Below are 25,385 nucleotides of genomic sequence, written 5' to 3' on the forward strand. Positions count from 1 at the left end.
CCACCCCCGGCTGGCCGGCACCCGCAACCCGGGTGCCGGCCAGCGGCACATCCGTTCCCGCACGCCAGGCGTCTGGCACGCCGGTCACCGACCGACGACGGAGCCCGCGCACAGCGCGCCCGGTGCACGGCGCAAGCGGGATGAGGCACGACTCGATCGGTGGCTGCCCGCAGATCTTGGAAAGTTTCCGTGTTGCGCTGACGGAAACTGTCCAAGATCTCGCGGCACCGGACCGGAACCTGGCGCGACGGTGGGTGGGTAATGGCCGTGAGGCGACAGGCGGTGCGGCTGGACCGCACCAGCAATCGGCAACCGGCGACCGCAGACCGGGGGACCTACCCTCGGCCATCGGCCTCGACCACCGCTCGATGGCGCGGCCGCGGCGCGTGGGGTGGGAGCGCAGAGCCGACGAGGCGATGGGGGCGGGGCGGGGCGGCCAATCGGGGGCGCGGTGCGGGAACAACATCGAGGTAGGGCTGGTTGTGCACAGTGTCGGTGTGACTCAGTGTCCCCGGGCCTCACCTAATATTGCCCTCGCGGAATACCGTTCGGCTGGAGCCGCGTCGTGCCACTCGCCGAGAGGCGACCTGCACACCGACACCAGCGCCGCCCCCGGCTCACCGGCCGGGGGCGGCGCTGTCAGTACTCGTCCATAGCGGAACCGGCACAATGGGCGGGTGACTGACGCGCAGCCGTGGTCCGAGCAATCGGGTGTGCTGGTACTCCCCAGTGGGGCGACGGTGCGCGGACGCCGCGTCGCTGCGGCGACCTCGCCCGCCGACTTCGCCGTGCTGCTGGCCCCTGGTCCGGAGCCGGCGTGGCCGCACCGTCGGGTCCGGTGGCCCGACTTCTGGATTCCGCTCGACCGCGTCGACGCCCTCGACGCCCTGCGGGAGGCGCTGCGGCGGGCGCACGACGGGGAACGCGTCGAGGTGGCGTGCCGGGGTGCGGTGGGTCGCACGGGGACGGCCCTGGCCGCGCTGGCGATCCTCGACGGTCTGTCGGTCGAACGGGCGGTGCCGTGGGTTCGGGCCGGCTACCACCCGAAGGCGGTGGAGACACCCTGGCAGCGGCGCTGGCTGCGCCGCGTCAGGTGACCGCTGACCACTGCCGAAGCACCGCCGGCCGAGGTTGATCAAGAGGTTTGCGTCAGGATCCGCTCCGAAAATGACGCAAACCCCTTGATCAGCGGGCCTCGCCGCGCGGCAACGGGCCCCGCCGGGGCTACCGGCCCCGCCGGGGCTACCGGCCCCGCCGGGGCTACCGGCCCCGCCGGGGCTACCGGCCTCGCCGGGGCTACCGGCCCCGCCGCGGCTGCCGGCCTCGCCGCGGCTACCGGCCCCGCCGCGGCTACCGGCCGCGCCGGGTGCCGGTCAGCGTCGGGGCGGTGGTGTCAGCCGTGGGCGACCGCCGCCTGGTCGGTGACGTACTCGTGGAGGTGGGTGGCGGTGAGGGTGTCGCCGGCGGCGACCAGTTCGGCGGGTGTGCCGGTGAAGACGATGCGGCCGCCGTCGTGGCCGGCGCCGGGGCCGAGGTCGATGAGCCAGTCGGCGTGTGCCATGACCGCCTGGTGGTGCTCGATGACGATCACGGTGTTGCCGGCGTCGACCATCCGGTCGAGCAGGGCCAGGAGTTGGTCCACGTCGGCAAGGTGCAGGCCGGTGGTTGGCTCGTCGAGGACGTACGTGGTGGTCTTCTCGGCGAGGTGGATGGCGAGTTTGAGTCGTTGCCGCTCCCCGCCGGACAGGGTGGTCAAGGGCTGGCCGAGGCTGAGGTAGCCCAACCCGACGTCGACCAGGCGACTGAGGATGGGGTGCGGGAAGAACGCGTACGCCTCGGTGACGGACATGGCCAGCACCTCGCTGATGTTCTTGCCGCGCAGCGTGTACGTGAGCACTTCGTCGGTGAAGCGGCGCCCTTCGCACCGTTCGCAGACGCTGGCGACGCCGGCCATCATCGCCAGGTCGGTGTAGATGAGACCGATCCCCTTGCAGGTCGGGCAGGCACCTGCGGAGTTGGCGCTGAACAGTGCGGCCTTGACTCCGTTGGCCTTGGCGAAGGCGGTGCGGATCGGGTCGAGCAGCCCGCTGTAGGTGGCCGGGTTGCTGCGTCGGGATCCCCGGATCGGGGACTGGTCGACGATGACGACCCCGGACCGGCCGCGCAGCGACCCGTGGATCAGTGAGCTCTTGCCGGAGCCGGCTACGCCGGTGACCACTGTGAGCACCCCGAGCGGGATGTCGACGTCGACGTCGTGCAGGTTGTGCAGGTCGGCTTGGCGGATGGCGAGGTGCCCGGTGGGTTGGCGTACCGCGTCACGCAGTGTCACGCGGTGGTCGAGGTGTCGCCCGGTGAGGGTGTCGGAGCGGCGCAGGCCGGGGATGTCGCCGGTGAAGCAGATCCGACCTCCGTCGGTGCCGGCGCCTGGTCCGAGGTCGACGACGTGGTCGGCGATGGCGATGGTTTCCGGTTTGTGTTCCACCACCAGCACCGTGTTGCCCTTGTCGCGTAGCCGCAGCAGCAGGTCGTTCATCCGGGCGATGTCGTGGGGGTGCAGGCCGACTGTGGGTTCGTCGAAGACGTACGTGACGTCGGAGAGGCTGGAGCCGAGGTGTCGGACCATTTTCACCCGTTGCGCCTCACCGCCGGAGAGGGTCGCCGACTCACGGTCCAGGCTGAGGTAGCCGAGGCCGATCTCGACCAGGGAGTCGAGCAGGTCGCGGAGGTTGGCGACGAGTGGCGCGGCCCCCGGGTCGTCGATGGCCTGGATGAAGGTGGCCAGGTCGCTGATCTGCATGGCCGAGCAGGCGGCGATGGTGTGTCCGGCGATCCGTGACGACAGGGCTGCCGCGTTGAGGCGGGTGCCGCCGCAGTCGCCGCAGGTGGTGAAGGTGACCGCCCGGTCGACGAAGGCGCGGATGTGCGGTTGCATCGACTCGCGGTCCTTGGCCAGGAGGAGCCGTTTGACCTTGACCGCCAGGCCCTCGTACGTCCAGTTGTTGCTGCCCACTTTGATCTTCGTGGCGGGTTTGTGCAGGAAGTCCTCCCACTGTTGGGCGGTGAAGTCCTGGAGTTTGACGTCGGGGTCGAACAGGCCGGAGCCGACGATCGTCTGCCAGTACCAGGAGTCGACGGCGAAGTTGGGCACTGTGATCGCTCCGTCGTTGAGGGAGCGCTCGACGTCGACCAGCTCGTTGATGTCGAGGTCGGAGACCCGGCCCAGTCCTTCACAGGTGAGGCACATGCCCTCGGGGAGGTTGAAGCTGAACGCCCCGGCGCCACCGATGGACGGTTGGCCGAGTCGGCTGAAGAGGATCCGCAGCATGGCGTACGCGTCGGTGGCGGTGCCGACCGTGGAGCGGGAGTTGACCCCCATCCGTTCCTGGTCGACGACGATGGCGGCGCTGAGGTTGCGCAGTGAGTCGACGTCCGGCCGGTTGAGGTTCGGCATGAACGACTGGAGGAACGCGCTGTAGGTCTCGTTGATCATGCGCTGGGACTCGGCGGCGATGGTGCCGAAGACCAGCGACGACTTGCCCGACCCGGAGACGCCGGTGAAGACGGTCAGCCGGCGTTTGGGGATGTCGACCGAGACGTCCGCGAGGTTGTTCTCCCGCGCTCCGCGTACCTCGATCATGTCGTGGCTGTCGGCGGCGGACCATGCTGGCTGCGACATGCGAACCCTTCACAGAATCGTGGCGGGACTTTGCCCCGCCGAGCACTGGCGGGTTCCATTGTCTCATTCATCCCCAAGTAGAGACTTTCGCCGAGATTGCAGCGCCAGCTCCGGCGGCTCGTCCGGGAAAGTCTCAAATCACGTCGTAAGCGGTACGGTGGCTCGGGTGGACGTCGCCTCGAACGATCGGCTGCGCGCCGTGGACCTGGCGGCCACCGTCGGGATCTCGGTGCAGCAGGTGCGCAACTACGTCGACCTGGGGGTGTTGCCGCCGGTGCGCCGCACCGGGAGCGGCTACCGGATCTTCACCACCGAGCACGCCCGGGCGCTGACAGTGGCGCGGCGGTTGGCCGAGGGGCACGGCTGGATGCGTACCCGGGAGATCATGGCGGCGGTGCACTCCGGTGACGTGCCGGCGGCCCTGGCGGCGCTCGACGGCGGCCATGCCGAGCTGGACCGGGAGCGCGCCGAGATCCGCCGGGTGCTCGGTGCCTTCGAGACAGTGCTGGCCAGCCCACCAGCGGCCCGGCCCGCACCACGCCACGGCGCCCGCATCGGTGAGGTCGCCGCCCTGGTCGGGGTCCGGACCTCGCAGCTGCGGCTCTGGGAGGAGCGCGAGCTGCTGCGGCCGGGCCGCACCCCGGGCACCAACTACCGGGTGTACGACGAGGCCGAGCTACGCGCCGCGCAGGTCATCGCGTTGCTGCGCCGGGGTGCGTACCCGTTCGAGATCATCGACGCGGTGCTGAGCGAGCTGCGGACCACCGGCAGCCCGCAGCGGGTCCGCGCCGAGCTGGCCCGCCGCGAGCAGGAGTTGCACACCCGCAGCCTGCGCCGGCTGCGGGGGAGTGCCGCCCTGCACGACTACCTGCTCGCTCGTGGCGACGCGAGTTGACGGGCATCCCGTCCCGCCGGACGATCCTCCTGACTAGGGTCGGGCACATGAGAGCTGTGCTGCTGGCGGCCACGGCGTCCGTCGTCCTGCTCGCTCCCGTGCCGATCGGTGCGACAGGAGCGTCGGCCGCGTCGACGGTGCGCTGCCCCCGGGTCGCGGCGCCGGCGATGTCCCGTCCACCCCGGCCGTCGCCCCCGCCCGCAGTTCCCGAGCAGCGCGTGGTGGGCGGCGCGGCACTCGACACGGCCGGCCTGGTCGTGCCGACCGGAGTCGCCGTGCCACCGAAGGTCACCGCCACGTCGTGGCTGGTCGCCGACCTGGACAGCGGCCAGGTGCTCGGCGGCTGCGGCCCCCACGAGTACGGCACCCCGGCGAGTGTGCAGAAACTCCTGCTGGCGGCCACCATGCTGCCCCGGCTCGATCCGAAGCAGACGGTCACCGTCACCGACGAGGACATGAACATCGAACCCGGGTCCTCGGCCGTGGGCCTGGTCGCCGGCGGCCGGTACACGATCGAGACGATCTGGCTCGGGTTGCTGCTCAACTCCGGCAACGAGGCCGCCAACGCGTTGGCCCGACTCGGCAGCGGCACCGACAGCGCCGCCGGTGTCCGCGCGATGAACGAGCACGCGCACCACCTCGGCGCGCTCCAGACGCACGCGGTCACCCCGTCCGGGCTGGACGGCAAGGGGCAGTTCACCAGCGCGTACGACCTGGCGCTGATCGCCCGGGCCTGCTTCGCCGAGCCGGCCTTCCGCCGGTACGCGCTGACCGAGCAGACGTCGATTCCGGTCCAGCCGGCGCAACGCACGAAGGGCTTCGAGATCCAGAACGAGAACCAGCTCATCTACCGGTACCCGGGAGCGCTCGGCGGCAAGACCGGCTTCACCGACCTGGCCCGGCACACCTACGTGGGGGCCGCGGAGCGTGGCGGGCGGCGTCTGGTGGTGACCCTGTTGGGCGCCGAATCGGCACCGGTGCGCGGCTGGGAGCAGGGCGCGGCCCTCCTGGACTGGGGTTTCACGCTGCCCCGGGACGCCGCCGTCGGCCGGCTGGTCGAGCCCGGCGAGCTGACCGCGACCCCGTCGGCGGCGCCGTCCGCGCTGGCGGCACCCGGTGCGCCCCGGCCGGCGGCGGCGAGCGGACCCGCGCGTACCGGCTCGGGGTGGCTCTGGTCGGTGATCGTGGTGAGCGGCGCGACGGTGGTGGCGTTGTGGGGCGGCCTGCTGTGGCGGCGCCGCCGTCGGATGCCCTGACGGATCGACATCGGGCGCTGCCCTCCATAGACTCCGGTCTTTCTGGCACCACCAGTCCAGGAGGATCCCTGTGTCGAGTGAACTCGAACCGCGCCCCGCAGTGGCGGCACCCCGCCGGCCGGTGCGCGCCCTGACCCGCCTCGCGGGGGTGACAGTGCTCGCCGGTGCGCTTGTCGTCGGCGCGTCCGCAAGCGCGGTCGCCGCGCCGGCCGACGTTCGCAACGCTACCGCCGCGGCGTCCACCGTCTCGGACGCCGCGAACCGGCCGCCGCGCACCACCCACGGCCCGTGCGCGTACACCGAGACCCCGGAGGAGCCCGCCGCCCGGCCGGTGCCGCTGCCGCCGGACCCCCGGCGCACCCCGGCCCGGGGCACTGTGCGGGTGACGCTGGCGACGAACCACGGGCCGATCGGGTTGACACTGGACCGGGCTGCCGCGCCGTGCACAGTGCAGAGCTTCCTGCACCTGGTTGGCAAGCGTTTCTACGACCGCACCCCGTGCCACCGGCTGACCGCGTACCCGACGCTGAGCGTGCTGCAGTGCGGTGACCCGTCCGGCACCGGTGAGGGCGGTCCGGGCTACCGGTACGGCGACGAACTGCCGACCGACCTGCCGCCCGCGCCCACCGACCCGACCGGGGAGCGCCGGGTGTACGCCCGGGGCGTCCTCGCGATGGCCAACGCCGGCCCGGACACCAACGGCAGCCAGTTCTTCCTGGTCTACGCCAACTCGGCGCTGCGCCCCAACTACACGATCTTCGGCGAGGTCGACTCGGCCGGCCTGGCCACCCTGGACCGGATCGCCGCCGGGGGAGTGGCGCCGACCCCCGAGGACCCCGCCCCTGTCGACGGCGCGCCCGCGCTGCCGGTGACCATCAAGAAGGCGGTCCGCTCGCACCACCACCACTGACCGTACGGCGCGGTGGGTGACCGTCGGTCACTCACCGCGCCCGATGGTCGCGCCCGGCCGGAACTTCCGGGATCCGACCGGAACCGGTCCAACCGGTTTCCGGCGCAGTTCCGGCCGTCACGCCGAGGTGGGCGACCCGGTCGGCGGGGCGGCGGTGCTGTCCCGAACGACCATCTCGGTGGCGAGTTCCACCCGGGGGGAGTCGATGCCCTCGCCCTGGGCGAGGCGCAGCACGGTCCGGGCGGCCAACCGTCCCATCTCGACCAACGGTTGGCGCACTGTGGTCAGTGGCGGTGAGGCCCAGCGGGCCTCCGGCAGGTCGTCGAAACCCACCACGCTCACGTCGTCCGGGACGCGCAGCCCGCGACGTCGAATGGCCTCGTAGACGCCGAAGGCCATCTGGTCGCTGGCGGCGAAGATGCCGGTCGGCGGGTCCGCGAGGTCGAGCAGCGCCGTCCCGCCGGAGAATCCGGAGGCGTGGTAGAAGTCGCCCGGGTAGATCAGCGTGTCGTCCACCGGCACCCCGGCGGCCTCCAGCCCGGCCCGGTAACCGTCGAGCCGGGCCCGGCTGCACAGCAGGTGGGTCGGCCCGGCCACGAATCCGATGCGCCGGTGCCCGACAGCGAGCAGGTGTTCGGTCGCGGCGAGCCCGCCGGCCCAGTTGGTGGCGCCGATCGTGGGCACGTCCATGGCCGGCACCCCGGCCGGATCGACGACCACCACCGGCACGTTGAGGCGACGCAGTTGCGCGTGCAGTGGCGGGCTCAGGTGCGAGGTCACGAAGATGACGCCGTCGGTGGCCCGGGTGCGCAGGTTCTGCAGCCACTGCCGGGCCGCTGTGGGCTGCCGGTGGATCGCGGAGACCACGGTGCCGACCCCGGCGCCGTGCCCGACGTCCTCGACGCCCCGGATGATCTCCACTGCCCAGGGGCTGTCCAGGTCGTTGAAGACCAGGTCGACGAGCCCGGCACGGCGAACGCTGCGGCTCGTGCGACGCCGGTAGCCGTGGTGGCGCAACAACTCCTCGACCCGTTCCCGGGTGTCCGGGGCCACATCGGAGCGACCGTTGAGCACCCGTGACACGGTCGGCACCGACACTCCGGCCTCCCGTGCGATCGCGGTGATGGTCACCCTGCGTCCGTCGTCCGCGCCCACACGCGTCTCCTTCACCGAGCCGGAGGGTCGACCCACAACACGTCGCCCACCGTGTGTCCCGAAACGGCGATGCCCGTTCCACGGGTCATCTTGCCTCACCGATGGGGGTTGACGACATGCTCGGCCCGCCGAAGCTTCGCTACGTTTGCGGAAAAGTTCCGGAGATTTTTCGGTCACTTTCGCTCACCGACGCGGTCGACGGCCCTCGATCGATTCGACTTCTCCGACCTCGGGTGTGTCCGGCGGCCGGGGAACGGGCCGACTTTCGGCGAAGCCGGCGGAACCTGGGATGGCGGCCCCAGCTGGGCTGATAGACAGGACTCGTGCGCTCCCGCCTGGCCGTCGTGCTCGTGCTCGCCGCGCTGCTCGGCGGCTGCTCGCGGGCGGAGCCCCGCCCCGCGCCGGCCGCGCCGCAGCCGACGTCGGCGAGCCCCACACCCGCGCCGGCGCCGCCCGCGGCGGCCCCGCTGCCGGGGTTCGTGGTGCTCACCGACAGCGACCCCCGCATCCACTCCGACATCCGCTACGCCACACCGCACAACTTCGTCGGCCGCCCAATCACCGGCTACCACGAGCCGCTCTGCCTGCTCACCCGGCAGGCCGCCGAGGCGCTGCGCCGCGTGCAGAACGCCGCGCTGGCCGGTGGGCACAGCCTCAAGGTGTACGACTGCTACCGCCCGCAGCCGGCGGTGGACGACTTCGTCGCCTGGTCGAAGCGCCCCGGTGAGCAACAGACCAAGGCTGAGTTCTACCCGGACCTGGCCAAGAACCGGCTCTTCGCGGACGGTTACATCGGCGCGCCCACCGCGCACAGCCGCGGCAGCACCCTGGACCTGACACTGGTCGACGAGCCGGCCGCCGGCCAACCCTCGTACCGGGTCGGGCAACCGCTTGTCGCCTGTACCGCGCCGCGCGGGCAGCGCTTCGCCGACAACAGCATCGACATGGGTACGGGCTTCGACTGCTTCGACCCCCTGGCGCACACCGCCGACCCCGGAGTCAGCGGGACGGCCCGGGACAACCGTCGGTTGTTGCAGCGGCTGATGACCGACGCCGGGTTCGTCAACTACGACCGGGAGTGGTGGCACTACAGCCTGCGCGACGAGCCGTACCCGGACACGTTCTTCGCCGCCCCGGTCGCCCGATCCTCGGTCGGCTGATTCCGCCGGGGGCGGTCACGTCCAGTAGAGGATCCGGCAGGCCGGGACGCGCGCGGTCAGCTCGGCGGTGAACCAGTCGCGCAGCTCGGCCATCTGCTCACGGGGGTAGACGTACTTCACCGCGCCGAACTTGCCGTGCTTGCGGGTGCGGGACTCCTCGTCCATCTCCAGCCGGGTGCGCGGGTACCACCCGAGCAGCACCTCCTTGCTGCCCGGCGTGAACCGGTGGGTGATCAGCTCGGCGGTCAGGTCCAGGTCCGGCACCCCGTCGACCGCCGCGCGGACCTGGTCGAGCAACTCGCCGTAGCGCTCCCGCCAGTCCGGCAGTGCGATGATCGGCGCGATGGTCAGCCCGACCGGGTAGCCGTCCAGGGCGAGCCGGCGCAGCGCGGCCAGCCGGTCCGGCACCCGGGCGGTGCCGCCCTCGAACCGAACGCTGACCGGGGCGCAGTTGACGCTGAAGCGGACCCGGGTCCGGCCGGCGTGCGGCAACCCGACGAAGGTGTCCACATCGGCGTACTTCGTCGTCCAGCGCAACTGCACGGGGGCGTCCCAGTCGGCGAAGTGCCGGACCGCGTGCTGCCAACTGCCGGTGAGGTGTTCCAGGGCGAGCGGGTCGGTGTAGCAGGACGCCTCGAAGGTGGTTCCCTCGTCGGCGCGTCGGGCGTTGCGGCTGGTCACCGTTCCGCGTCCGGCGTACGCGGCCAGCCCGGCGAGGATGTCGTCGAGGTCGGCGTACACCCGGGTCACCGGTGGGCCGGACAGCGATCCGGCGAGGTAGCAGTACTGGCAGTGCGCCGGGCAGCCCTCGGCGAGGTCGACCCGCCAGTCGGCGCTGGGCGCGATGGGTTGCAGCACGCGCCGCGAGGGTGGGCTCACCACTATCGCCATCGTCGACTTGGCCCGGGCGTAGGTTTCCCGGTCGGTCTGCCCGCGTACCCCGGTGAGCCGGTTGGCGCGCAGCGGTTCCACCTCGATGCCGAGGGCCCGCACCCGCTCGACGATGCGGTGGCCGTGCGGGTGGTCGAGCGCGGCGGGGGTGGCCACCACCCGGCTCGGGGTCCAGCGGCGGGCGGGCCGGGCCGGCGGCGCGAGCCCGGCCAGGTCGCGGGTCGGCACCCGCTCGCCGCTGGCGTCGTGCGGCGCTGCGGCCTCGTCCACGGCGAGCGGTTGGTCGACGTCGACGGCATCCGGGCTGGTCACCGGGCCGGGGTACCCGCTGTCGCAGGAATCCCACCCGTTCGGGCCATCGGCGATTGACGCGATCAGGTCAGAGGAATAACCTTTCGTCTATCTGTAAACCTTGTGAACAAATGTATCTCGACGCGGCGGCGCGCGTTCCCACCGAAGGGACGATCAGGTGATCGCAGAACTTTCCTCCCGTACCAGACGAATCCTGTCGTTGTTCGTCGCTCTGGTCGTCGCTCTGACCGCCGGTGTCACGGTCAGCGCCGCACGCAGCGCCCAGGCCGCGCCGACGTTCAAGGTCCTGGCCTTCTACAACGGCACCTGGGACGCCGCGCACATCGACTTCGTCAAGGACGCCCGGGCCTGGTTCCCGCAGGCCGCCGCCCAGTACGGCTTCTCCTGGGAGGCCACCAACAACTGGAGCCTGCTCAACACCTCCAACCTGGCCCAGTACAAGGTCGTCATGTTCCTGGACGACGCGCCGCCCGCCGCGCAGCGGCCCGCGTTCCAGCAGTACGTGCAGAACGGCGGGGGGTGGCTGGGCTTCCACGTCAGCGCGTTCACCACGAACCCGTCGAGCTGGAGCTGGTACTACAACACCTTCCTCGGCACCGGCTCGTTCCAGACCAACACCTGGGGACCCACCCGGGTCACCATGCGCGCCGACAACCGCACCCACCCGGCCTCCCGGAACCTCCCGGCGACCTTCCCGTCGTCGATCAGCGAGTGGTACTCCTGGAGCAACGACCTGCGGCAGAACCCCAACATCGACATCCTCGCCTCGGTCGACCCGTCCAGCTTCCCGGTGGGCACGGACCCCAACCAGTCCTGGTACGGCGGCTACTACCCGCTCGTCTGGAGCAACCGGCAGTACAAGATGCTGTACGCCAACTTCGGCCACAACGCGATGAACTACAGCACCAACACCGGGCTGTCCTCCACCTTCGACAGCGCGCAGCAGAACCAACTGCTCATCGACGGACTGCACTGGCTCGCCGGTGTCGGCACCACGCCTCCGACGACGCCTCCGCCCTCGGACGGCATCTCGCCGACCGCCTGGCACACGGTGGTCAACCGGGGCAACGGCAAGTGCGTGGACGCGCGGGCCGCGGCCAGCGCGAACGGCACCGCCATCCAGCAGTACACCTGCAACAGCAGCACCGCGCAGCAGTACCAGTTCGTGCCGACCAGCGGCGGCTACCTGCGCGTCAACAACCGCAACAACAGCGCCCAGGTGATCGACGTGACCGACCGGTCGACGGCCGACTCGGCACCCATCCAGCTCTGGTCCTACAGCGGCGGCAACAACCAGCAGTGGCGGGCCGAGTCCGAGGGCGGCGGCTACTACCGCCTGGTCAACCGTGCCAGTGGCAAGTGCCTGGACGTGCCGGGAGCGTCCACCGCGGACAGCATCCAGCTCATCCAGTACACCTGCAACGGCACCGCGGCGCAGTCCTTCCGGCTGGTGCCGCAGTCATAGCCTTACCGCCACGTCCGCGCCGGGGTGAGCCGCGACTCACCCCGGCGCCGGGCGGGCGCTGTAGTGCGGACCGGATATCCATTGCGGACGCGCGGCGGGCCTCCTAATCTCGTCGGTGCACCGTGAACCAATCGACCCCGAAGGGAGTACGCCATGTCGCAACGCGTCCGTGCCGCCGCCCGCTGGTGTCTGCTCCCCGCCGGTGCCACTCTGCGGATCACCGCCAAAACCCGTGCCTGCCGTCCATCGCGGCGGGACGAGCCGGGGTGGCGCGACTGACGCCGACGCTGACGCGTCCGCCGGCCGCCCATCCCACCGGGATCGGCGGCCTTTTCGTGTCCACGCACCTCCGCAGACCACCACCCTCTGATCATTGACGGTCACCGCACGACTGAAGGAGCCCACAATGGGATTCACCCCCCTCGCCGGCACCCGGGCACCGGTCCGGGTCTGGACCGACCCGTACGCCATCGAGCCGCAGGCCGCCCAGCAACTGCGTAACATCGGCGCGCTGCAGTGGGTGCAGGGCGTCGCCGTCATGCCCGACGTGCACTTCGGCAAGGGCGCCACAGTCGGCTCGGTGATCGCGATGCGGCAGGCCGTCTCGCCGGCCGCGGTCGGCGTCGACATCGGCTGCGGAATGTCGGCGGTGCGTACCTCGCTGACCGCCGCCGACCTGCCGGACGACCTGGCCGGGCTGCGCGCCGCGATCGAGGCCACCATCCCGGTCGGCTTCGCCCAGCGCAAGGACTCCGTCGACACGCGTCGGATCCGGGGCCTGGAGCAGGCCGGCTGGGACGACTTCTGGGCCCGGTTCGCCAGCCTGGACCGTCGGGTGGCACAACTGGAGACGCGGGCGCAGCGGCAGATCGGCACCCTCGGCGGGGGCAACCACTTCATCGAGGTCTGCCTGGAGCAGGGCGGCGCCGACGAGGGGCGGGTCTGGCTGATGCTGCACTCCGGGTCCCGCAACATCGGCAAGGAGCTGGCCGAGCGGCACATCGGGGTGGCCCGGGGGCTGCCGCACAACGCCGACCTTCCGGACCGGGACCTGGCCGTCTTCCTCGCCGGCACGCCGGAGATGGACGCGTACCGGCGGGATCTGTGGTGGGCGCAGGAGTACGCGCGGCGCAACCGGGCGGTCATGCTGGCGCTGCTCTGCGGCGTGGTACGCGAGCACTTCCCGCAGGTCGGCTACGACGAGCCCATCAGCTGCCACCACAACTACGTGTCCGAGGAGACCTACGACGGGGTGGAGGTGCTGGTCACCCGCAAGGGCGCCATCCGGGCCGGTCGGGGTGACCTGGGCATCATCCCCGGGTCGATGGGCACCGGGTCGTACGTCGTGCGGGGGCGGGGAAACCCGGATGCGTACTGCTCGGCGTCGCACGGGGCGGGGCGTCGGATGTCCCGGGCGCAGGCCAAGCGGACGTTCAGCACTGAGGATCTGGCCACGCAGACCGCCGGGGTGGAGTGCCGCAAGGACGCCGGGGTGGTTGACGAGATCCCCGGCGCGTACAAGGACATCACCGAGGTGATGGCTCAGCAGGAGGACCTGGTCGAGGTGGTCGCGCACCTCAAGCAGGTGGTCTGCGTCAAGGGTTGAGAGGCCGCGCGGGCCGGGTCACCGGCCCGCGCGGCACCGCGTCAGAAGCCGACGAAGACCCGACGCAGGTCGTCGACCGTCACCGGGCCGGTCACCTGGACCCCGTCGGGGGTGTGCTGGGCGCCGAGCCGTCCGGTGGCCAGACGCAACCACGCCTCGGCCGGTGCCACCAACTCGCCGTCGGGACGCTCCGGCGCGTCGACGACCTCGATCTTCTCGCCCAGCCGCAGCCCGAACGTCCGCTCGGGCGCGTGCAGCCGGACCAGCAGTGTGGCCTCCCGCCCCGCCAGCTCCTGCGGCCGGCTGGTCCAGGCCAGCATGCCGCCGATCTGGTCGAGCAGCAGCGCCACGGCACCCGGCGTCACGGCCGCGAAGGAGTTGAACGCCACCTCGGCGTCCCACTGGTGCAGGGCGAACTCGCTGAGCCGGAACCGGGCCGCAGTGGCCACGTCGACCGGCTCCGGCAGGAACCCGAGGTCGATCCGCATCGACGCCCGGGTCTCGGCATCCAGCGCCTCGTACGCCTCGACCAGCCGCTCGTTGGCGGCGAGGAACCCGGCGGCGTGCTCGGCCGGGGGCATGGCGTCCCAGCGCGCCCAGACGCCACGGTTGAAGTCCCCGTCCGGGCCGGGTGCGCCGGAACGGGCGGCGTCCAGCGTCGCCAGGTTGATCTCGGCGCCGCTGCCCAGGTGGCTGAGCACCTGGGACACCTGCCACTCGCTGGCCCCCGACGGCCGGAGCAGGTCGTCGTCCTTGAGGTCCCGGACGAGCGCGGCGAGCTCCTCGTGGCCCGCGCGCAGAGCGGTGATGATCGGGTCAGCAGGGGTCGACATGGATCTCCTCAAACGGAACTTTCGACGATGGTCGGGACGCTACCGGACGTGGCCGCCGGCCGGCCCACCCCACTGTCGGGAGTCTCCGGCCGGTGGCCACGTCACCCGGCTCAGCCCATGTGCACTGTGTTGCCGGTCGGGATGTCCTCCTTGCGGACCTTCACCAGGACCAGCGTCGCGAGTCCGGCGAGCACGATCAGTGCGGCGCCCCAGGCGAAGGCCACCCGGTAGCCGTGCACCAGCGCCTCGACCTGGTTGACCGGGTTCGGCGCCCGGCCGACCAGGTAGGCGGCGACAGCGCTCGTGTAGAAGGTGTTCAGCAGCGCGGTGCCGAGCGAGCCACCGATCTGCTGGGTGGCGTTGAGCGTCGCGCTCGCCGCACCGGCGTCGTGCTCCGGCACCCCGACCAGGGCGAGGCTGGACAGCGGGACGAAGGTGAAGCCCAGCCCCAGGCCCAGGATGACCTGCGCGGGCAGCAGGTGGGTGAGGAACGGGGTGTCCACGTCGATCTGGGTCAGCACCAGCATGCCCAGGGCGGCGAGCACCGCACCGGCGACCATCAGCGGCTTGGCACCCAACCGGGGCATCAGCTGGCTGGCGCCACCGGCGGCGATCAGCACGCCGACGGTGACCGGCAGGGACGCGAGACCGGCTTCGAGGGGCTTGTACTGCAACACGACCTGGAAGTAGAAGGTCAGGAAGAGGAACGCCCCGAACAGGCCGGCGCCGATGAGCGTCGAGGTGAGGAACGCCCCGCCCCGGTTGCGGTCCAGCAGGATCCGCAGCGGCAGCAGCGGGTGGCTGGAGCGCAGCTCGATCACCACGAAGGCGGCGAGCAGCACCACGCCCGCGGCGATGAAACCGAGCGTCGCGGTGGCGTCCCAGCCGTCCTCGGCGGCCTTGGTGAAGCCGTACACCAGGGAGACCAGGCCGGCGGTCACCACTACCGCACCGGGTACGTCGTAACGGGTGTTGCCGTGGGCCCGGCTCTCCGGCACCAGCGGCAGCGCGAAGGCGATGGCGATGGCGGCGACCGGGATGTTCACCAGCAGGCACCAGCGCCAGTTGGCGTACTCGGTGAGCACCCCGCCGAGCAGCAGACCGACGGCCGAGCCACCGCCGGCGATCGCGCCGTACACGGCGAAGGCCTTGGCCCGCTCGGTGGCCTCGGTGAAGAGAACGGTGAGCAGCGCCAACGCGGCCGGGGCGAGCAGTGCGCCGAAGGCGCCCTGCAACGCGCGGGCGGCGAAGAGCATCCCGCCCGTCGTGGCCAGACCGCCCAGGGCGGAGGCGAGCGCGAAACCGGTCATGCCGACCAGGAAGGTGCGCTTGCGCCCCCAGTAGTCGGCGATGCGCCCGCCGAGCAGCAGCAGACCACCGAAGGCCAGCGTGTACGCGGTGATCACCCACTGCCGGTTCGCGTCGGTGATCCCCAGGTCGGCCTGGGCCTTCGGCAGCGCGATGTTCACGATGGTGGCGTCCAGGACGACCATCAGCTGTGAGACCGCGATGACCGCCAGGGCGATCCAGCGCCGCGGGTGCGGTGCGCCGGTCGGCGCCCCCGCGTTGTGCGCGCCGGGCGCGGTCGAGGTGGTTCCGGGCATGGTGAAGCCTTCCGTGTTGCGAATATTCGGTGAGTCAGGCCGGAGACGGACGGTCGTGCTGATAGCGGAGGACCGGGATCAGCACCTGGTCGACGACCTGGGTGAGGAACGCGTCATCGGCGGGTAGGCCGTGCGCGACGATGCGGGACATGGTGAGCGCGGGGGCCAGATCGTGGAACAACTCCCGCTCGCCGGCCTCCGGTGGGATCTCCCCACGGGCGGCGGCCCGGATCAGGATGGCGGTGCTGGCGACCCGACCGGCCGGCAGCACCTGGTGACGTACCAGGCGTTCCAGTTCGGGGTTGGTCCGCATGGCGAAGGTCAACGCCTGCATCAGGTCGCAGTCGGCGGTGCAGATCGCGGCGGTGGCCCGGAGCAACTCGATCAGGTCCCCGCGCAGGGAGCCGGTGTCGGGCGGGTTGTGCACACCCACGTGCCTGTCGCGCAGGGCGGCGACGACCAGCTCCGCCTTGCCGTCCCAGCGTCGGTAGATGGTGGCCTTGCTGACGTGGGCGCGGGCGGCGACGGCGTCGATCGTCATCCGGTCGAAGCCGACCTCGCGCAGTGTGTCGATGACGACGGTGAACAGGTCGCCGTCGGTGCAGCGCGGACCCCGGGCTGCCGGAACCCCGGCACCCGCGCCCACCTGCTGACCACCCAGCATCCCGTACCCCCCGCGAAACGATGTCGTACTGACCCTAGTTCGCGAATGGCTGATCGTGCAGGCTTTCGTGAGTTGCCTCGCACCGAAGCGACGAAACGATCGCGTTTCCGGCAGGCGTCCGGCGGGTGAACGGGGTGGTCAGCCGCCGCGGGCCAGCACCACCGGCACTGCCACCGTGTTGATCCGCGAGCCGTCGCGGGCCGACACCTCGTACACCTCGACGGTGCCCTTCTGTTCGCGGGCGGTGCGCCAGCCGATCACCACCCGGTAGCCGCCCCGGCAGCCACTGCCGCAACTGGCGGTGCCGAACCCGACGGCCACCTGCCGGCCGGCGGCGTCCAGCACCCGGACGCTGACAGTGGCCTCGAACACGGTGGCGGTGCCGGTGACCACGAGCGGAGCCGCGACGCGCTCGCCGGGAATCGGGCCGGTCACCACTATCGGTGCCAGCAGGTCCGCGTAGTCCGCCCGACCGACCGGGGCCGCGCCGTCGAGGTGGACGTGACGCACGGTGGGGAACTGGGTGAGCGTCCACACCACCTGCGCCTCGCGCAGCCGCCGGGTGGCCGGGTCACCGGCGGACGGCACCCGCAGCGTCGCCACACCGTCGGCGATGCGGGTGACCTCGACACCAGCCGGCAGCAGCGTGGTCATCCCGGTGGCGGTCTCGGCCGGGCTCGGCCCGATGGCCAGCTCGGTGAGCGCCAGCCGGGACGTCGCGACGGTCGCGGGCCGGGTGCGTCGGGTCGGCACGAGGTGGCCGCCTCGGACGTACCACAGCTCGATGCTCACCGGATCCGGCCGGCGGGTGCTCGCGGACACGGCCGCCGACGGACGCGGCGGCCGGTTCGTGGGTGGCGGCGTCGGCACCGCGGCCCGGGTCGTGGTGGGTTCGGGACTGTCGGTGGGTGCGCCGCTCGTCGGCGGCGCGGTGGGCGCCGGGCCCAGGTCACCGGAGCGGGGAGTGCCGCAACCGGCGAGCAGGAGCAGCGCTACCAGCACCGGTACGACCAGCCGGCGGCTCATCCCGCGCCGCCCGCCGGGCCGGCGGTGCGCTGACCCCGTCCCGGGTCGGCGCTGTCGTCCGGGCGCGGCACGCCGGCGGGACCGTCCACTGGCAGTTCCAGCCGGAACCGGGTGCCCTCGCCCGGTTCGCTGCGTACGCTGAGCGCGCCGCCGAGCAGCTCGGCGTGTTCGCGCGCGATGGCCAGCCCCAGCCCGCTGCCCGGCGCGGAGCGGGGCCCGTCGACCTGGTGGAACCTGTCGAACACGCGGGTCAGGTGCTCGGCCGGGATGCCGGGCCCCTGGTCGGTGACCTCGAAGACGACCAGCCGGCCCGCGCCCACCACGCTGGCCGTGATCTCCCCGCCGCCGTGCTCGACAGCGTTGGCGACCAGGTTGGCCAGCACCCGCTCCAGCCGACGCCCGTCGGTGCGCACAGTGATCGGCTCACCGGTGACCCGCACCCGTGGCGACCAGCCGCGCGCCGCCACGATGCCGTCCAGCAGCGCCACCGCCTCGACCGGCCCGACGGCCAACCGCTCCCGCCCGGCGTCCAGTCGGGAGATCTCCATCAGGTCCTCGACCAGCCGGCGCAGCCGGACCACGTCACCGACCAGCAGCCGGGCGGCCGGTCGGGCGTCCTCCGGCAGTTGGTCGAGGTGTTCGCGCAGCAGCGACGCCGCCGCCACCAACGCGGTCACCGGGGTACGCAGCTCGTGCGCGACGTCGGCGGTGAACTGCCGCTCGCGGGCCTGTGCGGCCCACAGCTCCGCGATCTTCGCCTCCAGTGCCTCGGCCATCTCGTTGAACGTCGCCGCCCAGGCGCTGAACTCGTCGCGCCCGCGTACCGGCAGGCGGGTGTCGAGCAGGCCCTCGGTGAGCGCCCGGGCCGCCCGGCTGGCCCGGCCCACCGGCTCCAACGTGCGGCGGGCCAGCGCGTGGCCCACCGCCGCGGCGAGCAACACCACGAGCACCCAGCCGGCCAGCAGCGCGTTCCGTAGCTGAACCAGGTCGGTGGCCACGTCGTCCTCCATGGTCAGGACGTACAGCTCGGCGGTCGAGCCGGGAATGCGCCCCCCGATCACCAGCAGCCGGGGCCGCTCCGTCGGCGCGGAGCGCTGGTAGCCCAGTCGCCCGTCCGCGACGACCTCCCGCAGCCGGCTGCCGAGCACCGGGGCGTACGCGGGGTGTGAGGCCCGGGTCGGACCGTCGACGAGCAGCACGTGCCGGCCGCTGGCCTCGAAGCTGGTGAGCAGTTCGGTGCCGCGCTGCTCGGTCAGCGGGAGGAACTGCCCTGCGAGCGCCAGTTGGTAGCGGGCGTCGGCGGCCGCCTCGCGCAGCGACGCGTCCAACCAGGACTGTCGTAGCAGCAGCCCGGTCCCGCCGGCGAGCAGCCCGGCCGAGACGCCGGCGACCAGGACGAACGCGATCGTCAGCCGGTGCCGCAGGCGGCCGGGAAACACGGTGCGTCCGGCCATCGCCGCCTCCCGTCAGCCCATCGACAACTTGTAGCCGGCGCCGCGCACGGTCCGGATCAGCCGAGGCTGCGCCGGGTCGTCCTCGATCTTGGCGCGTAACCGCTGCACCGCCACGTCGACGAGCCGGGAGTCACCGAGGAAGTCGTGGTTCCAGACCAGGTCCAGCAGCAGTTGTCGGGTGAAGACCTGACCGGGCCGGCGGGCCAGCTCCAGCAGCAGGCGGAACTCGGTGGCGGTGAGCGCCACCTCCCGGCCGTGCCGGCGGACCACGAAGCTGCCCGGGTCGATCTCCAGGTCGTCGATCTCGATGACCGTCGACGGGGTCGGCACGCTGACCCGGCGCAGCACCGAGCGGACCCGGGCCACCAGCTCCGGCAGGTCGAAGGGCTTGCGCAGGTAGTCGTCCGCGCCGCACTCGAGCCCCACCACCACGTCGATGGTGTCGGTGCGCGCGGTGAGCATCAGGATCGGCACCTGACTGGTCCGCCGGATCTCCCGGCAGACCTCCAGACCGTCCAGCCCCGGCAGCATCACGTCGAGCACGATGAGGTCGACCGGGCGGGCGCGGAACGCGGCCAGGGCCTGCCGCCCGTCGACGGCGGTGTCGACCCGGAAGCCGGCGCGGCGCAGGCCGAGGGCGGTGACCTCCCGGATCGAGAAGTCGTCCTCGACCACCAGCACGCGGCCCTCCATCATCCGAGGGTAGACCCGACGCCACAGTGCGTAGTCCTGGCGGAACGGTCGACGTCCACGGCCGGCTGGCCCCCTGCCGGCGCTGTCCAACCGCTACGGTCAGGTGCCTTCGGCACCCCTGGGCCAGCTCACACGAAAGGGCACGACGTGCAACGTCATGGCTGCGTGATCCGACTCCGCCCCGAGCAGCGAGAGACCTACCTGCGGCTACACGCCGCGGTCTGGCCGAGCGTCGAGAAGACGCTGCGCGAGGCGAACTTCCGTAACTACACGATCTTTCTCCACGACGACCTGCTCTTCGGCTACTACGAGTACGTCGGCGACGACTACGAGGCCGACTCGCGGTTCATCGCCGCCGACCCGCAGACGCAGGAGTGGTGGAAGCTGACCGACCCGTGTCAGGAGTCGATCGCCGAGCCCGGGTCGGGCGAGTGGTGGGCCTCGATGCGCGAGATCTGGCACCTGACCGACGAGGCTGCCGAGCAGGCGCCCGACCCGACGCAGGGCTCCGCGGCCAGCTGAATCGGAGCCGGGACGGTGGCCCATCCGACCGGGAGGCCGGTCGGATGGGACGCCCGTCGGACGGTCGATGCCGCCGGGCCCGGGCCGTCCACAGTGCTTGGTCGACTTTGTGTGTCCCCGTGGGGGTGACAACCCGGCGCAGAGATTGAAGACTAGCTTCATCCGTTCGCGTGGATCGGTCAGATTCTTACGGAGGAAGCGTGCTCACCAGAAGGAACCTGCTCGTCGCCGCCGGTGCGGCAGTGGTCGGCGCCGTACCGCTGGCCGGCTCGGCCACCGCCGCGTTGCCGCAGCTGGACATGGAGTCACTGATCAAGGCCGCGCAGATCGACCCGCGTCGGCCGGACACCGCGTTGACCGAGGGAGCCAAGGACAGCGTCCTGCTGGTGGAGCGCGCACTCCAGGCGAAAGGGCTGCTCTCGTCGGCGTACGTCGACGGTCACTTCGGCACGAGCACGATCGCCGCGTACGCCGCGTACCAGCGATCCCTCGGCTACACAGGTCTCGACGCGACGGGTCTCCCCGGCCCGTCGTCGCTGCGGTCCCTCGGCGAGGGGCGGTACACGGTGGTCCGGGCGATCTCGCCCGGCAGCGTGGTGACAGTGCGCGATGTGCAGGTCAACACGCGTACCAGGTCCATGTTGTTCGAGGCCGAACGCCTGTTCGGCCGCCAGTTCAGCATCACGCAGGGCTCGTACAGCAGCGGTGTGGGCGCCTCCGCCGGCACGCACGACGGCGGCGGCGCCCTCGACCTCTCGGTCAGCGGTCTCTCCTCGGCGGACCGGACGGACGCGCTGCGCCGACTGCGCACCGTGGGCTTTGCCGCCTGGCTGCGGACCCCCGCCCAGGGGGACTGGGGCTACCACATCCACGCCGTCGCGCTCGCCGACACCGACCAGTCGACAGGTGCGCAGAACCAGGCGGGCGACTATTACCTCGGTCGTAACGGCCTGGCCAACCGGGGAGCCGACGATGGTCCGGCGGTCAGCCCGAAGCGGACCTGGGAGGAGTACCAGCGCACGCTCTGAGGCGCACCGGTTCACGTGTTTCGACGACAGTTGTTCGGCGTGCAGAGGAGTGACGTTGTCCATCCGTAGTAGCCGTTTCCTGCGCAGCGCAGTCGCGGTGCTCACCACGGTCCTGACGACCGCCGCGGTGAGCGTCGCCGCTTCGACCGGGGCCCAGGCCGCAGTGAACACCTCGACGAGTTACCTGGTGGTCTACAACAACAACATCGAGAACTGGCTTCCGAGTTCCTGCTCGGACGGGTACAACTGGGACCGGCTGATCACCTACCTGAAGGGCCGGCCGTTGAGTCCGGACATCTTCACCGTGCAGCAGGTGTCCAACCAGACGCAGCTCACCACCCTGACGCAGCGCCTCACCGACGAACTGCCCGGCACGTACGCCGGACAGATCGCGATCGCGAGCCCCGGTTCGATGGGTTACACCAGCACCTGCGGCAAGCTGAAGAACCAGCAGACGAACGCCGTCATCTACCGCTCGGACCGGTTCACCTACGAGGCCGCCACCCGCTGGCGATCCGACGCTCCCGCCGACTACGACGCCGGCACCGGCGGGTGCCAGAACCTCGAACCCACCCGCAGCAGCCAGGACCGCGTCCACAACATCGCCGTCCGGCTGCACGACACCCTCCGCAACGACAAGGTGTCGGTCACCTCGATCCACTGGCCGACCAACACCTGGCACGGGCCCCTCTGCGCCGACGAGAACATCAAGGAGGCCGACGAGGCGATGGACCGCCTCGGCGGCGCCCTGAAGATCGTCGCAGGTGACGCCAACGCCGAGCCCGAGGACGCCGGCTGGTGGAACGACGGCAAGGCCGACGGGTACCGCGACCCGATCGCCGAGAAGTGCGGCAGCCGCGACTGCTCCTCCGCGTACGACACCAACGGCAGTCGGCGGATCGACTTCCTGCTGGTGAAGAGCGGCAACGGCTTCAGCAACGCCGCTACCATCACGCCGTCGATGGCCGGCGGCGAATACTCCGAGCACCGCGCCGTGACCGCGTACGTGAACTACTGACGACCCGGCCGGTGGCACCGCGGGCTCAGCGGCGTGCGGTGCCACCGGCCGGTCGAGCTGCGAGAATCAGTCGTCGGGCTCGTCCGCCACGACTCACAGGTGAACGGGGACCATCATGACTGCCAGCTACACCGTTGACGTCTTCTCCAGCCTCGACGGCTTCGGCAGCACGAGCGGAAACTGGGGCGGATACTGGGGTAAGCAGGGCCCCGAACTGCTCGCGCACCGCCTGTCGGTCTACAGCGCGGAGCAGCGCATGGTGTTCGGGGCCGGCACGTACCGATTGTTCGCGCAGATGCTGGCGGCGAGCACCGAGGACTCCGACGTCCGGGACGCCTGGGTGACCCGGATGAGGAGCCTTCCGGCGACAGTGGTGTCGCACACGCTGGAAGGTCCCCTCGACTGGCCGGACGCGACAGTCCTGCGCGGCGACGCCGTCGATGTCATCGCTCGGCTCAAGGAGGAGTCCGACGTACCTCTGCGGTCGCACGGCAGCCTGTCGTTGAACCGGGCGCTGATGGCCGCCGGGCTGGTCGACTTCGTCCAGGTGACGATCTTCCCGGTGATCACCGGACAAACCGGCACCGAGCCGATCTTCGGAGGCGCGGCCGACTTCGACCTGGAGCTGATCGAGAGCCGCACCCTCGACGGGCGCACCCAGGAACTCGTCTACCGGCCCACAGTGCACGTCTGACTGACGCCGGGAGAGTGCGTGGCTTGGCCATCCGCACTCACCCGGCTCCGCTCACCACTGGTGGGCGACGTCGAGCACCACCCGGCTGTGGGTACCGGGGCCGGCGAGCACAAGCACGCGGAACGGCAACCGGGCCCGTACACCGACGGCGAACGTGCTGTAGCCCTCGAAGCTGCCGCCGAAGACGACGTCGCGCAGCGTCGGGTAGCGCAGCAGGTTCGCCACGTGCTCGCCGACCGCATAGGGCAGCGTGCCCAGGTGGTCGTCGTCGTACGCCGGGGCCCGCAGTGAGACCCGCAGCAGGGCACCTCCGGCGGTGTACGGCGACAGCGCCACACCTTCGCCCTCGGTCCACGTCTCGCCGTAACCGACCGCGTAGCCGTCGACCGGGCCGGCGAACTCGAACACCACCCGGTCGTAGCAGTCCTGCCGGCCGGTCCGTACCTCGGTCAACGGGGCGTCGCTCAACTCCCCGGCCGACTTCTCCGCGCTGCCCCAGGTGATCCCGCAGGACGCCGCAGTGGTCGTGGTGCCGGCGGCAGTGCCGCTGCCGGCGCTGGCGACCAGCCCGGCGAGGACCACCGCCAACGCGGTGAGTGCGCTCCTGATCCTCATCGTGGTTCCTCCGATCGATGTTCGGGCCACGTCGCGGCGGTGCTGCCGGTGACCCTCTGCCGCCACCGTCGCCCGGCCCCGGCACAGGCACTTCGCCGAGACGTAACCGCCGAGTAACAGCAGGTGGGTTGGGCCGGTCGGATCGGGGCGAGCCGGAGATCGCGGTCGCCGGTATGACGCTTCCGCTATGCCGAACATCGAAAGCCGTCACATTAACATCGGCATACATCGATGACCGGCGGCCGGTGGTCGCCGGACGAGCGTAGGGGAGTACCCGATGTTCCGACGACAACTGAGACGTGCGGCGATGGCCATGCTGGTGGCGGCCCTGGCGGCAACCGGGATGCAGCTCGCCACCGGCACGCCGGCCGCCGCCGTCCGCACCGTCTACTACGACGCGAGCCGGACCGGCGAGTTCCGCACCAACTTCGACCAGGCGGCGCAGATCTGGAACAGTCGGGTCAGCAACGTCCGACTCCTGGCCGGCACCCCGGCCAGCATCACCATCTACGTCGACGACGGCTGGCCCCGCGCGCAACCGACAGGCCTCGGCTCGGGCCGGATCTGGATGGGCCGCACCGCTGTCAACCAGGGGTACGACCGCAACCGCATCGCCGCCCACGAACTCGGTCACATCCTGGGCCTGCCCGACCGGCGCACCGGCCTCTGCACCGACCTGATGTCCGGCAGCAGCGCACCCGTCTCCTGCCGCAACGCGAACCCCAGCGCCACCGAGGCGAGCCGGGTGAACTCGCTGTTCGCCGGCACCCTGGCCGCGCCCGCCAGTACGACGTACACGTGGAACGGCGCCTCGGACATCGGCCCGACGGTGGTCGGCGGCCGACCGGCCACCGACGTCGACCTGCCGTCGATCCGCTTCTGGATCAGCACCCAGGTCGGTGGCCTGCCCGTCTGACCAGCTCGGATGCCGTGGGCGGAGGACGCGCGACAGGCGACCTCCGCCCCCCGCCGGCGGTCTCAGGCTGCCGAGTAGGCGCCCTCACGCCGGGGGATTCCGTCGTCGTACGCCCCGACCGGCCCGCTGTAGCGGGTCTTGCCCTTCGGGTACGGCCACGCGTTAGTGGTGCAGCCGTGCAGGCCCAGCGTCTGCTGCTGCATCACCGGTGCCGCCCGACCCCGGCCGGGGCACCGCTCGTGGCCGTACCCGAGCTTGTGCCCCACCTCGTGGTTGACCATGTACTGCCGGTAGGTGTCCAGGCTCGTGCCGTAACCCGGGACCCCCTTGACCCATCGCGCCACGTTGAGCACCACCCGTCCACCGTTGCGGCACGAGGTGTAGGCGTCCGGCACGTCCTGGCAGAGGGCGTCGCGGGTGCCGGGGGTCGCCAGGTAGATGGTGAAGTCGGTCGGTTCGCCGGCACCGACCCGGCGCAGCCGCCACGCCCCGCCCGCCGTCCACCCACGTGGGTCGTTGAGGGTCGTGGTGATCGCCGTGGCGATGTCTATCGCCGGCAGACCCCTGATGTCGCGCTCCACGGCGACCCGGTAGCGCAGCAATCGACCGTTCGTCGCGCGTCCGGGCGTGGTCTCGGCGGGAGCGACCGACCAGCTGTTCCCGCCTCTGGCGGGGTAGCTGACCGGGATGACGGGCGGGGTGTCGGGCCGGACCTCGGTGGTAGCCGTCGGCCGAGCGGTAGCTGACACCGCCGCGCCGGGCAGCGGGTCGGCGGCGACCGGGTCGGTGGCGGGTTGCCCGGCGGCCGGCAGGCCGCACCCGGTGAGCAGTGCCACCACCAGCAGCGACGCCACCGAGGCGGTACCCCAGCGGCGGGTAGCCTTCGTCGACATGTCTCTCCCCTCGCGCGTCGCTGGGCGGCGGCGCGGAGGAGAAGACGGGTGACAGTGGCGAAAAGTTGATGTGACCCACCGCTCAACCTTTTGCCGGCC

The 25,385-nt window shown here is 71.5% G+C and carries 22 protein-coding genes and 1 pseudogene; 12 read left to right on the forward strand and 11 right to left on the reverse strand.

Going from position 1 to position 25,385, the window contains the following annotated elements:
* The first annotated feature begins 677 nt into the window (after positions 1 to 677).
* Complete coding sequence (locus ABZ406_RS12825; protein WP_357759780.1) at positions 678 to 1,097, forward strand: protein phosphatase; 420 nt, start codon at positions 678 to 680, stop codon at positions 1,095 to 1,097.
* Positions 1,098 to 1,393: 296 nt separating this feature from the next.
* On the opposite strand, the gene ABZ406_RS12830 is transcribed toward ABZ406_RS12825, so the two are convergent.
* Positions 1,394 to 3,676, reverse strand: coding sequence for an excinuclease ABC subunit UvrA (locus tag ABZ406_RS12830; RefSeq protein WP_357759783.1), 2,283 nt, complete (start codon positions 3,674 to 3,676; stop codon positions 1,394 to 1,396).
* A gap of 166 nt (positions 3,677 to 3,842) precedes the next feature.
* On the opposite strand from ABZ406_RS12830, the gene ABZ406_RS12835 reads away from it, so the two are divergent.
* From ABZ406_RS12835 to ABZ406_RS12845, 3 genes are all read left to right on the forward strand, one after another.
* Positions 3,843 to 4,571 carry a MerR family transcriptional regulator gene (locus ABZ406_RS12835; RefSeq protein ID WP_357759786.1) on the forward strand — a complete coding sequence of 243 codons (729 nt, stop codon included), beginning with the start codon at positions 3,843 to 3,845 and terminating at the stop codon, positions 4,569 to 4,571.
* A gap of 47 nt (positions 4,572 to 4,618) precedes the next feature.
* The gene (locus ABZ406_RS12840; protein ID WP_357759789.1) at positions 4,619 to 5,827 is read left to right on the forward strand and encodes a D-alanyl-D-alanine carboxypeptidase; all 1,209 of its coding nucleotides are present in this window, start codon (positions 4,619 to 4,621) and stop codon (positions 5,825 to 5,827) included.
* A 70-nt stretch (positions 5,828 to 5,897) separates the two neighbouring features.
* Positions 5,898 to 6,737, forward strand: coding sequence for a peptidylprolyl isomerase (locus ABZ406_RS12845; RefSeq protein WP_357759792.1), 840 nt, complete (start codon positions 5,898 to 5,900; stop codon positions 6,735 to 6,737).
* A gap of 117 nt (positions 6,738 to 6,854) precedes the next feature.
* Here ABZ406_RS12845 and ABZ406_RS12850 read toward each other — a convergent pair whose 3' ends face one another.
* The gene (locus ABZ406_RS12850) at positions 6,855 to 7,892 is read right to left on the reverse strand and encodes a LacI family DNA-binding transcriptional regulator (RefSeq protein WP_357760463.1); all 1,038 of its coding nucleotides are present in this window, start codon (positions 7,890 to 7,892) and stop codon (positions 6,855 to 6,857) included.
* A gap of 323 nt (positions 7,893 to 8,215) precedes the next feature.
* Here ABZ406_RS12850 and ABZ406_RS12855 point away from each other — a divergent pair, with 323 nt between their 5' ends.
* On the forward strand, positions 8,216 to 9,052 hold the full coding sequence (locus ABZ406_RS12855; RefSeq protein ID WP_357759794.1) for a M15 family metallopeptidase: 837 nt from the start codon (positions 8,216 to 8,218) through the stop codon (positions 9,050 to 9,052).
* Positions 9,053 to 9,067: 15 nt separating this feature from the next.
* Here the strand turns inward: ABZ406_RS12855 and ABZ406_RS12860 are convergent, their stop codons facing one another.
* Positions 9,068 to 10,255, reverse strand: coding sequence for a spore photoproduct lyase family protein (locus tag ABZ406_RS12860; protein WP_357759797.1), 1,188 nt, complete (start codon positions 10,253 to 10,255; stop codon positions 9,068 to 9,070).
* A gap of 157 nt (positions 10,256 to 10,412) precedes the next feature.
* On the opposite strand from ABZ406_RS12860, the gene ABZ406_RS12865 reads away from it, so the two are divergent.
* Complete coding sequence (locus tag ABZ406_RS12865; RefSeq protein WP_357759800.1) at positions 10,413 to 11,720, forward strand: RICIN domain-containing protein; 1,308 nt, start codon at positions 10,413 to 10,415, stop codon at positions 11,718 to 11,720.
* A 406-nt stretch (positions 11,721 to 12,126) separates the two neighbouring features.
* The gene (locus tag ABZ406_RS12870) at positions 12,127 to 13,326 is read left to right on the forward strand and encodes an RtcB family protein (RefSeq protein ID WP_357759802.1); all 1,200 of its coding nucleotides are present in this window, start codon (positions 12,127 to 12,129) and stop codon (positions 13,324 to 13,326) included.
* A 41-nt stretch (positions 13,327 to 13,367) separates the two neighbouring features.
* Here the strand turns inward: ABZ406_RS12870 and ABZ406_RS12875 are convergent, their stop codons facing one another.
* The 6 genes from ABZ406_RS12875 to ABZ406_RS12900 form a co-directional block, all read right to left on the reverse strand.
* Complete coding sequence (locus tag ABZ406_RS12875; protein ID WP_357759804.1) at positions 13,368 to 14,159, reverse strand: maleylpyruvate isomerase family mycothiol-dependent enzyme; 792 nt, start codon at positions 14,157 to 14,159, stop codon at positions 13,368 to 13,370.
* A gap of 110 nt (positions 14,160 to 14,269) precedes the next feature.
* A complete protein-coding gene (locus tag ABZ406_RS12880; protein WP_357759807.1) occupies positions 14,270 to 15,763 on the reverse strand; it encodes an MFS transporter in 1,494 nt (497 codons plus the stop codon).
* 34 nt (positions 15,764 to 15,797) lie between these two features.
* Positions 15,798 to 16,427, reverse strand: coding sequence for a TetR/AcrR family transcriptional regulator (locus tag ABZ406_RS12885; RefSeq protein WP_357759809.1), 630 nt, complete (start codon positions 16,425 to 16,427; stop codon positions 15,798 to 15,800).
* Between the two features lie 138 nt (positions 16,428 to 16,565).
* Positions 16,566 to 17,453 carry a Gmad2 immunoglobulin-like domain-containing protein gene (locus ABZ406_RS12890; RefSeq protein WP_357759812.1) on the reverse strand — a complete coding sequence of 296 codons (888 nt, stop codon included), beginning with the start codon at positions 17,451 to 17,453 and terminating at the stop codon, positions 16,566 to 16,568.
* A complete protein-coding gene (locus tag ABZ406_RS12895) occupies positions 17,450 to 18,907 on the reverse strand; it encodes a HAMP domain-containing sensor histidine kinase (RefSeq protein WP_357759815.1) in 1,458 nt (485 codons plus the stop codon). The genes ABZ406_RS12890 and ABZ406_RS12895 overlap by 4 nt, the downstream gene beginning before the upstream one ends.
* Positions 18,908 to 18,919: 12 nt before the next feature.
* The gene (locus tag ABZ406_RS12900; RefSeq protein ID WP_357759818.1) at positions 18,920 to 19,600 is read right to left on the reverse strand and encodes a response regulator transcription factor; all 681 of its coding nucleotides are present in this window, start codon (positions 19,598 to 19,600) and stop codon (positions 18,920 to 18,922) included.
* Between the two features lie 165 nt (positions 19,601 to 19,765).
* Here ABZ406_RS12900 and ABZ406_RS12905 point away from each other — a divergent pair, with 165 nt between their 5' ends.
* The 4 genes from ABZ406_RS12905 (at position 19,766) to ABZ406_RS12920 (ending at position 22,862) form a co-directional block, all read left to right on the forward strand.
* Positions 19,766 to 20,122 carry an L-rhamnose mutarotase gene (locus tag ABZ406_RS12905; RefSeq protein ID WP_357759820.1) on the forward strand — a complete coding sequence of 119 codons (357 nt, stop codon included), beginning with the start codon at positions 19,766 to 19,768 and terminating at the stop codon, positions 20,120 to 20,122.
* A 200-nt stretch (positions 20,123 to 20,322) separates the two neighbouring features.
* Positions 20,323 to 21,150, forward strand: a complete 828-nt coding sequence (locus ABZ406_RS12910) for a peptidoglycan-binding domain-containing protein (protein ID WP_357759823.1) — start codon at positions 20,323 to 20,325, stop codon at positions 21,148 to 21,150.
* Positions 21,151 to 21,205: 55 nt separating this feature from the next.
* Complete coding sequence (locus ABZ406_RS12915; RefSeq protein ID WP_357759825.1) at positions 21,206 to 22,168, forward strand: hypothetical protein; 963 nt, start codon at positions 21,206 to 21,208, stop codon at positions 22,166 to 22,168.
* Positions 22,169 to 22,283: 115 nt separating this feature from the next.
* The gene (locus ABZ406_RS12920) at positions 22,284 to 22,862 is read left to right on the forward strand and encodes a dihydrofolate reductase family protein (protein WP_357759827.1); all 579 of its coding nucleotides are present in this window, start codon (positions 22,284 to 22,286) and stop codon (positions 22,860 to 22,862) included.
* 51 nt (positions 22,863 to 22,913) lie between these two features.
* Here the strand turns inward: ABZ406_RS12920 and ABZ406_RS12925 are convergent, their stop codons facing one another.
* The gene (locus tag ABZ406_RS12925) at positions 22,914 to 23,477 is read right to left on the reverse strand and encodes a hypothetical protein (RefSeq protein WP_357759831.1); all 564 of its coding nucleotides are present in this window, start codon (positions 23,475 to 23,477) and stop codon (positions 22,914 to 22,916) included.
* A 277-nt stretch (positions 23,478 to 23,754) separates the two neighbouring features.
* Here ABZ406_RS12925 and ABZ406_RS12930 point away from each other — a divergent pair.
* Positions 23,755 to 24,333, forward strand: a pseudogene (locus ABZ406_RS12930) (snapalysin family zinc-dependent metalloprotease); the annotation flags it as partial.
* A 122-nt stretch (positions 24,334 to 24,455) separates the two neighbouring features.
* Here the strand turns inward: ABZ406_RS12930 and ABZ406_RS12935 are convergent.
* Complete coding sequence (locus ABZ406_RS12935) at positions 24,456 to 25,286, reverse strand: DUF3152 domain-containing protein (RefSeq protein ID WP_357759834.1); 831 nt, start codon at positions 25,284 to 25,286, stop codon at positions 24,456 to 24,458.
* Positions 25,287 to 25,385: the final 99 nt, after the last annotated feature.

Origin of the sequence: Micromonospora sp. NPDC005710 (assembly GCF_040630995.1) — a bacterium.
GTDB lineage: Bacteria > Actinomycetota > Actinomycetes > Mycobacteriales > Micromonosporaceae > Micromonospora.

Coding starts and splice junctions, on each gene's coding strand:
- ABZ406_RS12830 (WP_357759783.1), bottom strand. CDS start 3,676: ATGTCGCAGCCAGCATGGTCCGCCGCCGACAGCCACGACATGATCGAG.
- ABZ406_RS12840 (WP_357759789.1), top strand. CDS start 4,619: ATGAGAGCTGTGCTGCTGGCGGCCACGGCGTCCGTCGTCCTGCTCGCT.
- ABZ406_RS12870 (WP_357759802.1), top strand. CDS start 12,127: ATGGGATTCACCCCCCTCGCCGGCACCCGGGCACCGGTCCGGGTCTGG.
- ABZ406_RS12875 (WP_357759804.1), bottom strand. CDS start 14,159: ATGTCGACCCCTGCTGACCCGATCATCACCGCTCTGCGCGCGGGCCAC.
- ABZ406_RS12880 (WP_357759807.1), bottom strand. CDS start 15,763: ATGCCCGGAACCACCTCGACCGCGCCCGGCGCGCACAACGCGGGGGCG.
- ABZ406_RS12885 (WP_357759809.1), bottom strand. CDS start 16,427: ATGCTGGGTGGTCAGCAGGTGGGCGCGGGTGCCGGGGTTCCGGCAGCC.
- ABZ406_RS12890 (WP_357759812.1), bottom strand. CDS start 17,453: ATGAGCCGCCGGCTGGTCGTACCGGTGCTGGTAGCGCTGCTCCTGCTC.
- ABZ406_RS12895 (WP_357759815.1), bottom strand. CDS start 18,907: ATGGCCGGACGCACCGTGTTTCCCGGCCGCCTGCGGCACCGGCTGACG.
- ABZ406_RS12900 (WP_357759818.1), bottom strand. CDS start 19,600: ATGGAGGGCCGCGTGCTGGTGGTCGAGGACGACTTCTCGATCCGGGAG.
- ABZ406_RS12920 (WP_357759827.1), top strand. CDS start 22,284: ATGACTGCCAGCTACACCGTTGACGTCTTCTCCAGCCTCGACGGCTTC.
- ABZ406_RS12925 (WP_357759831.1), bottom strand. CDS start 23,477: ATGAGGATCAGGAGCGCACTCACCGCGTTGGCGGTGGTCCTCGCCGGG.
- ABZ406_RS12935 (WP_357759834.1), bottom strand. CDS start 25,286: ATGTCGACGAAGGCTACCCGCCGCTGGGGTACCGCCTCGGTGGCGTCG.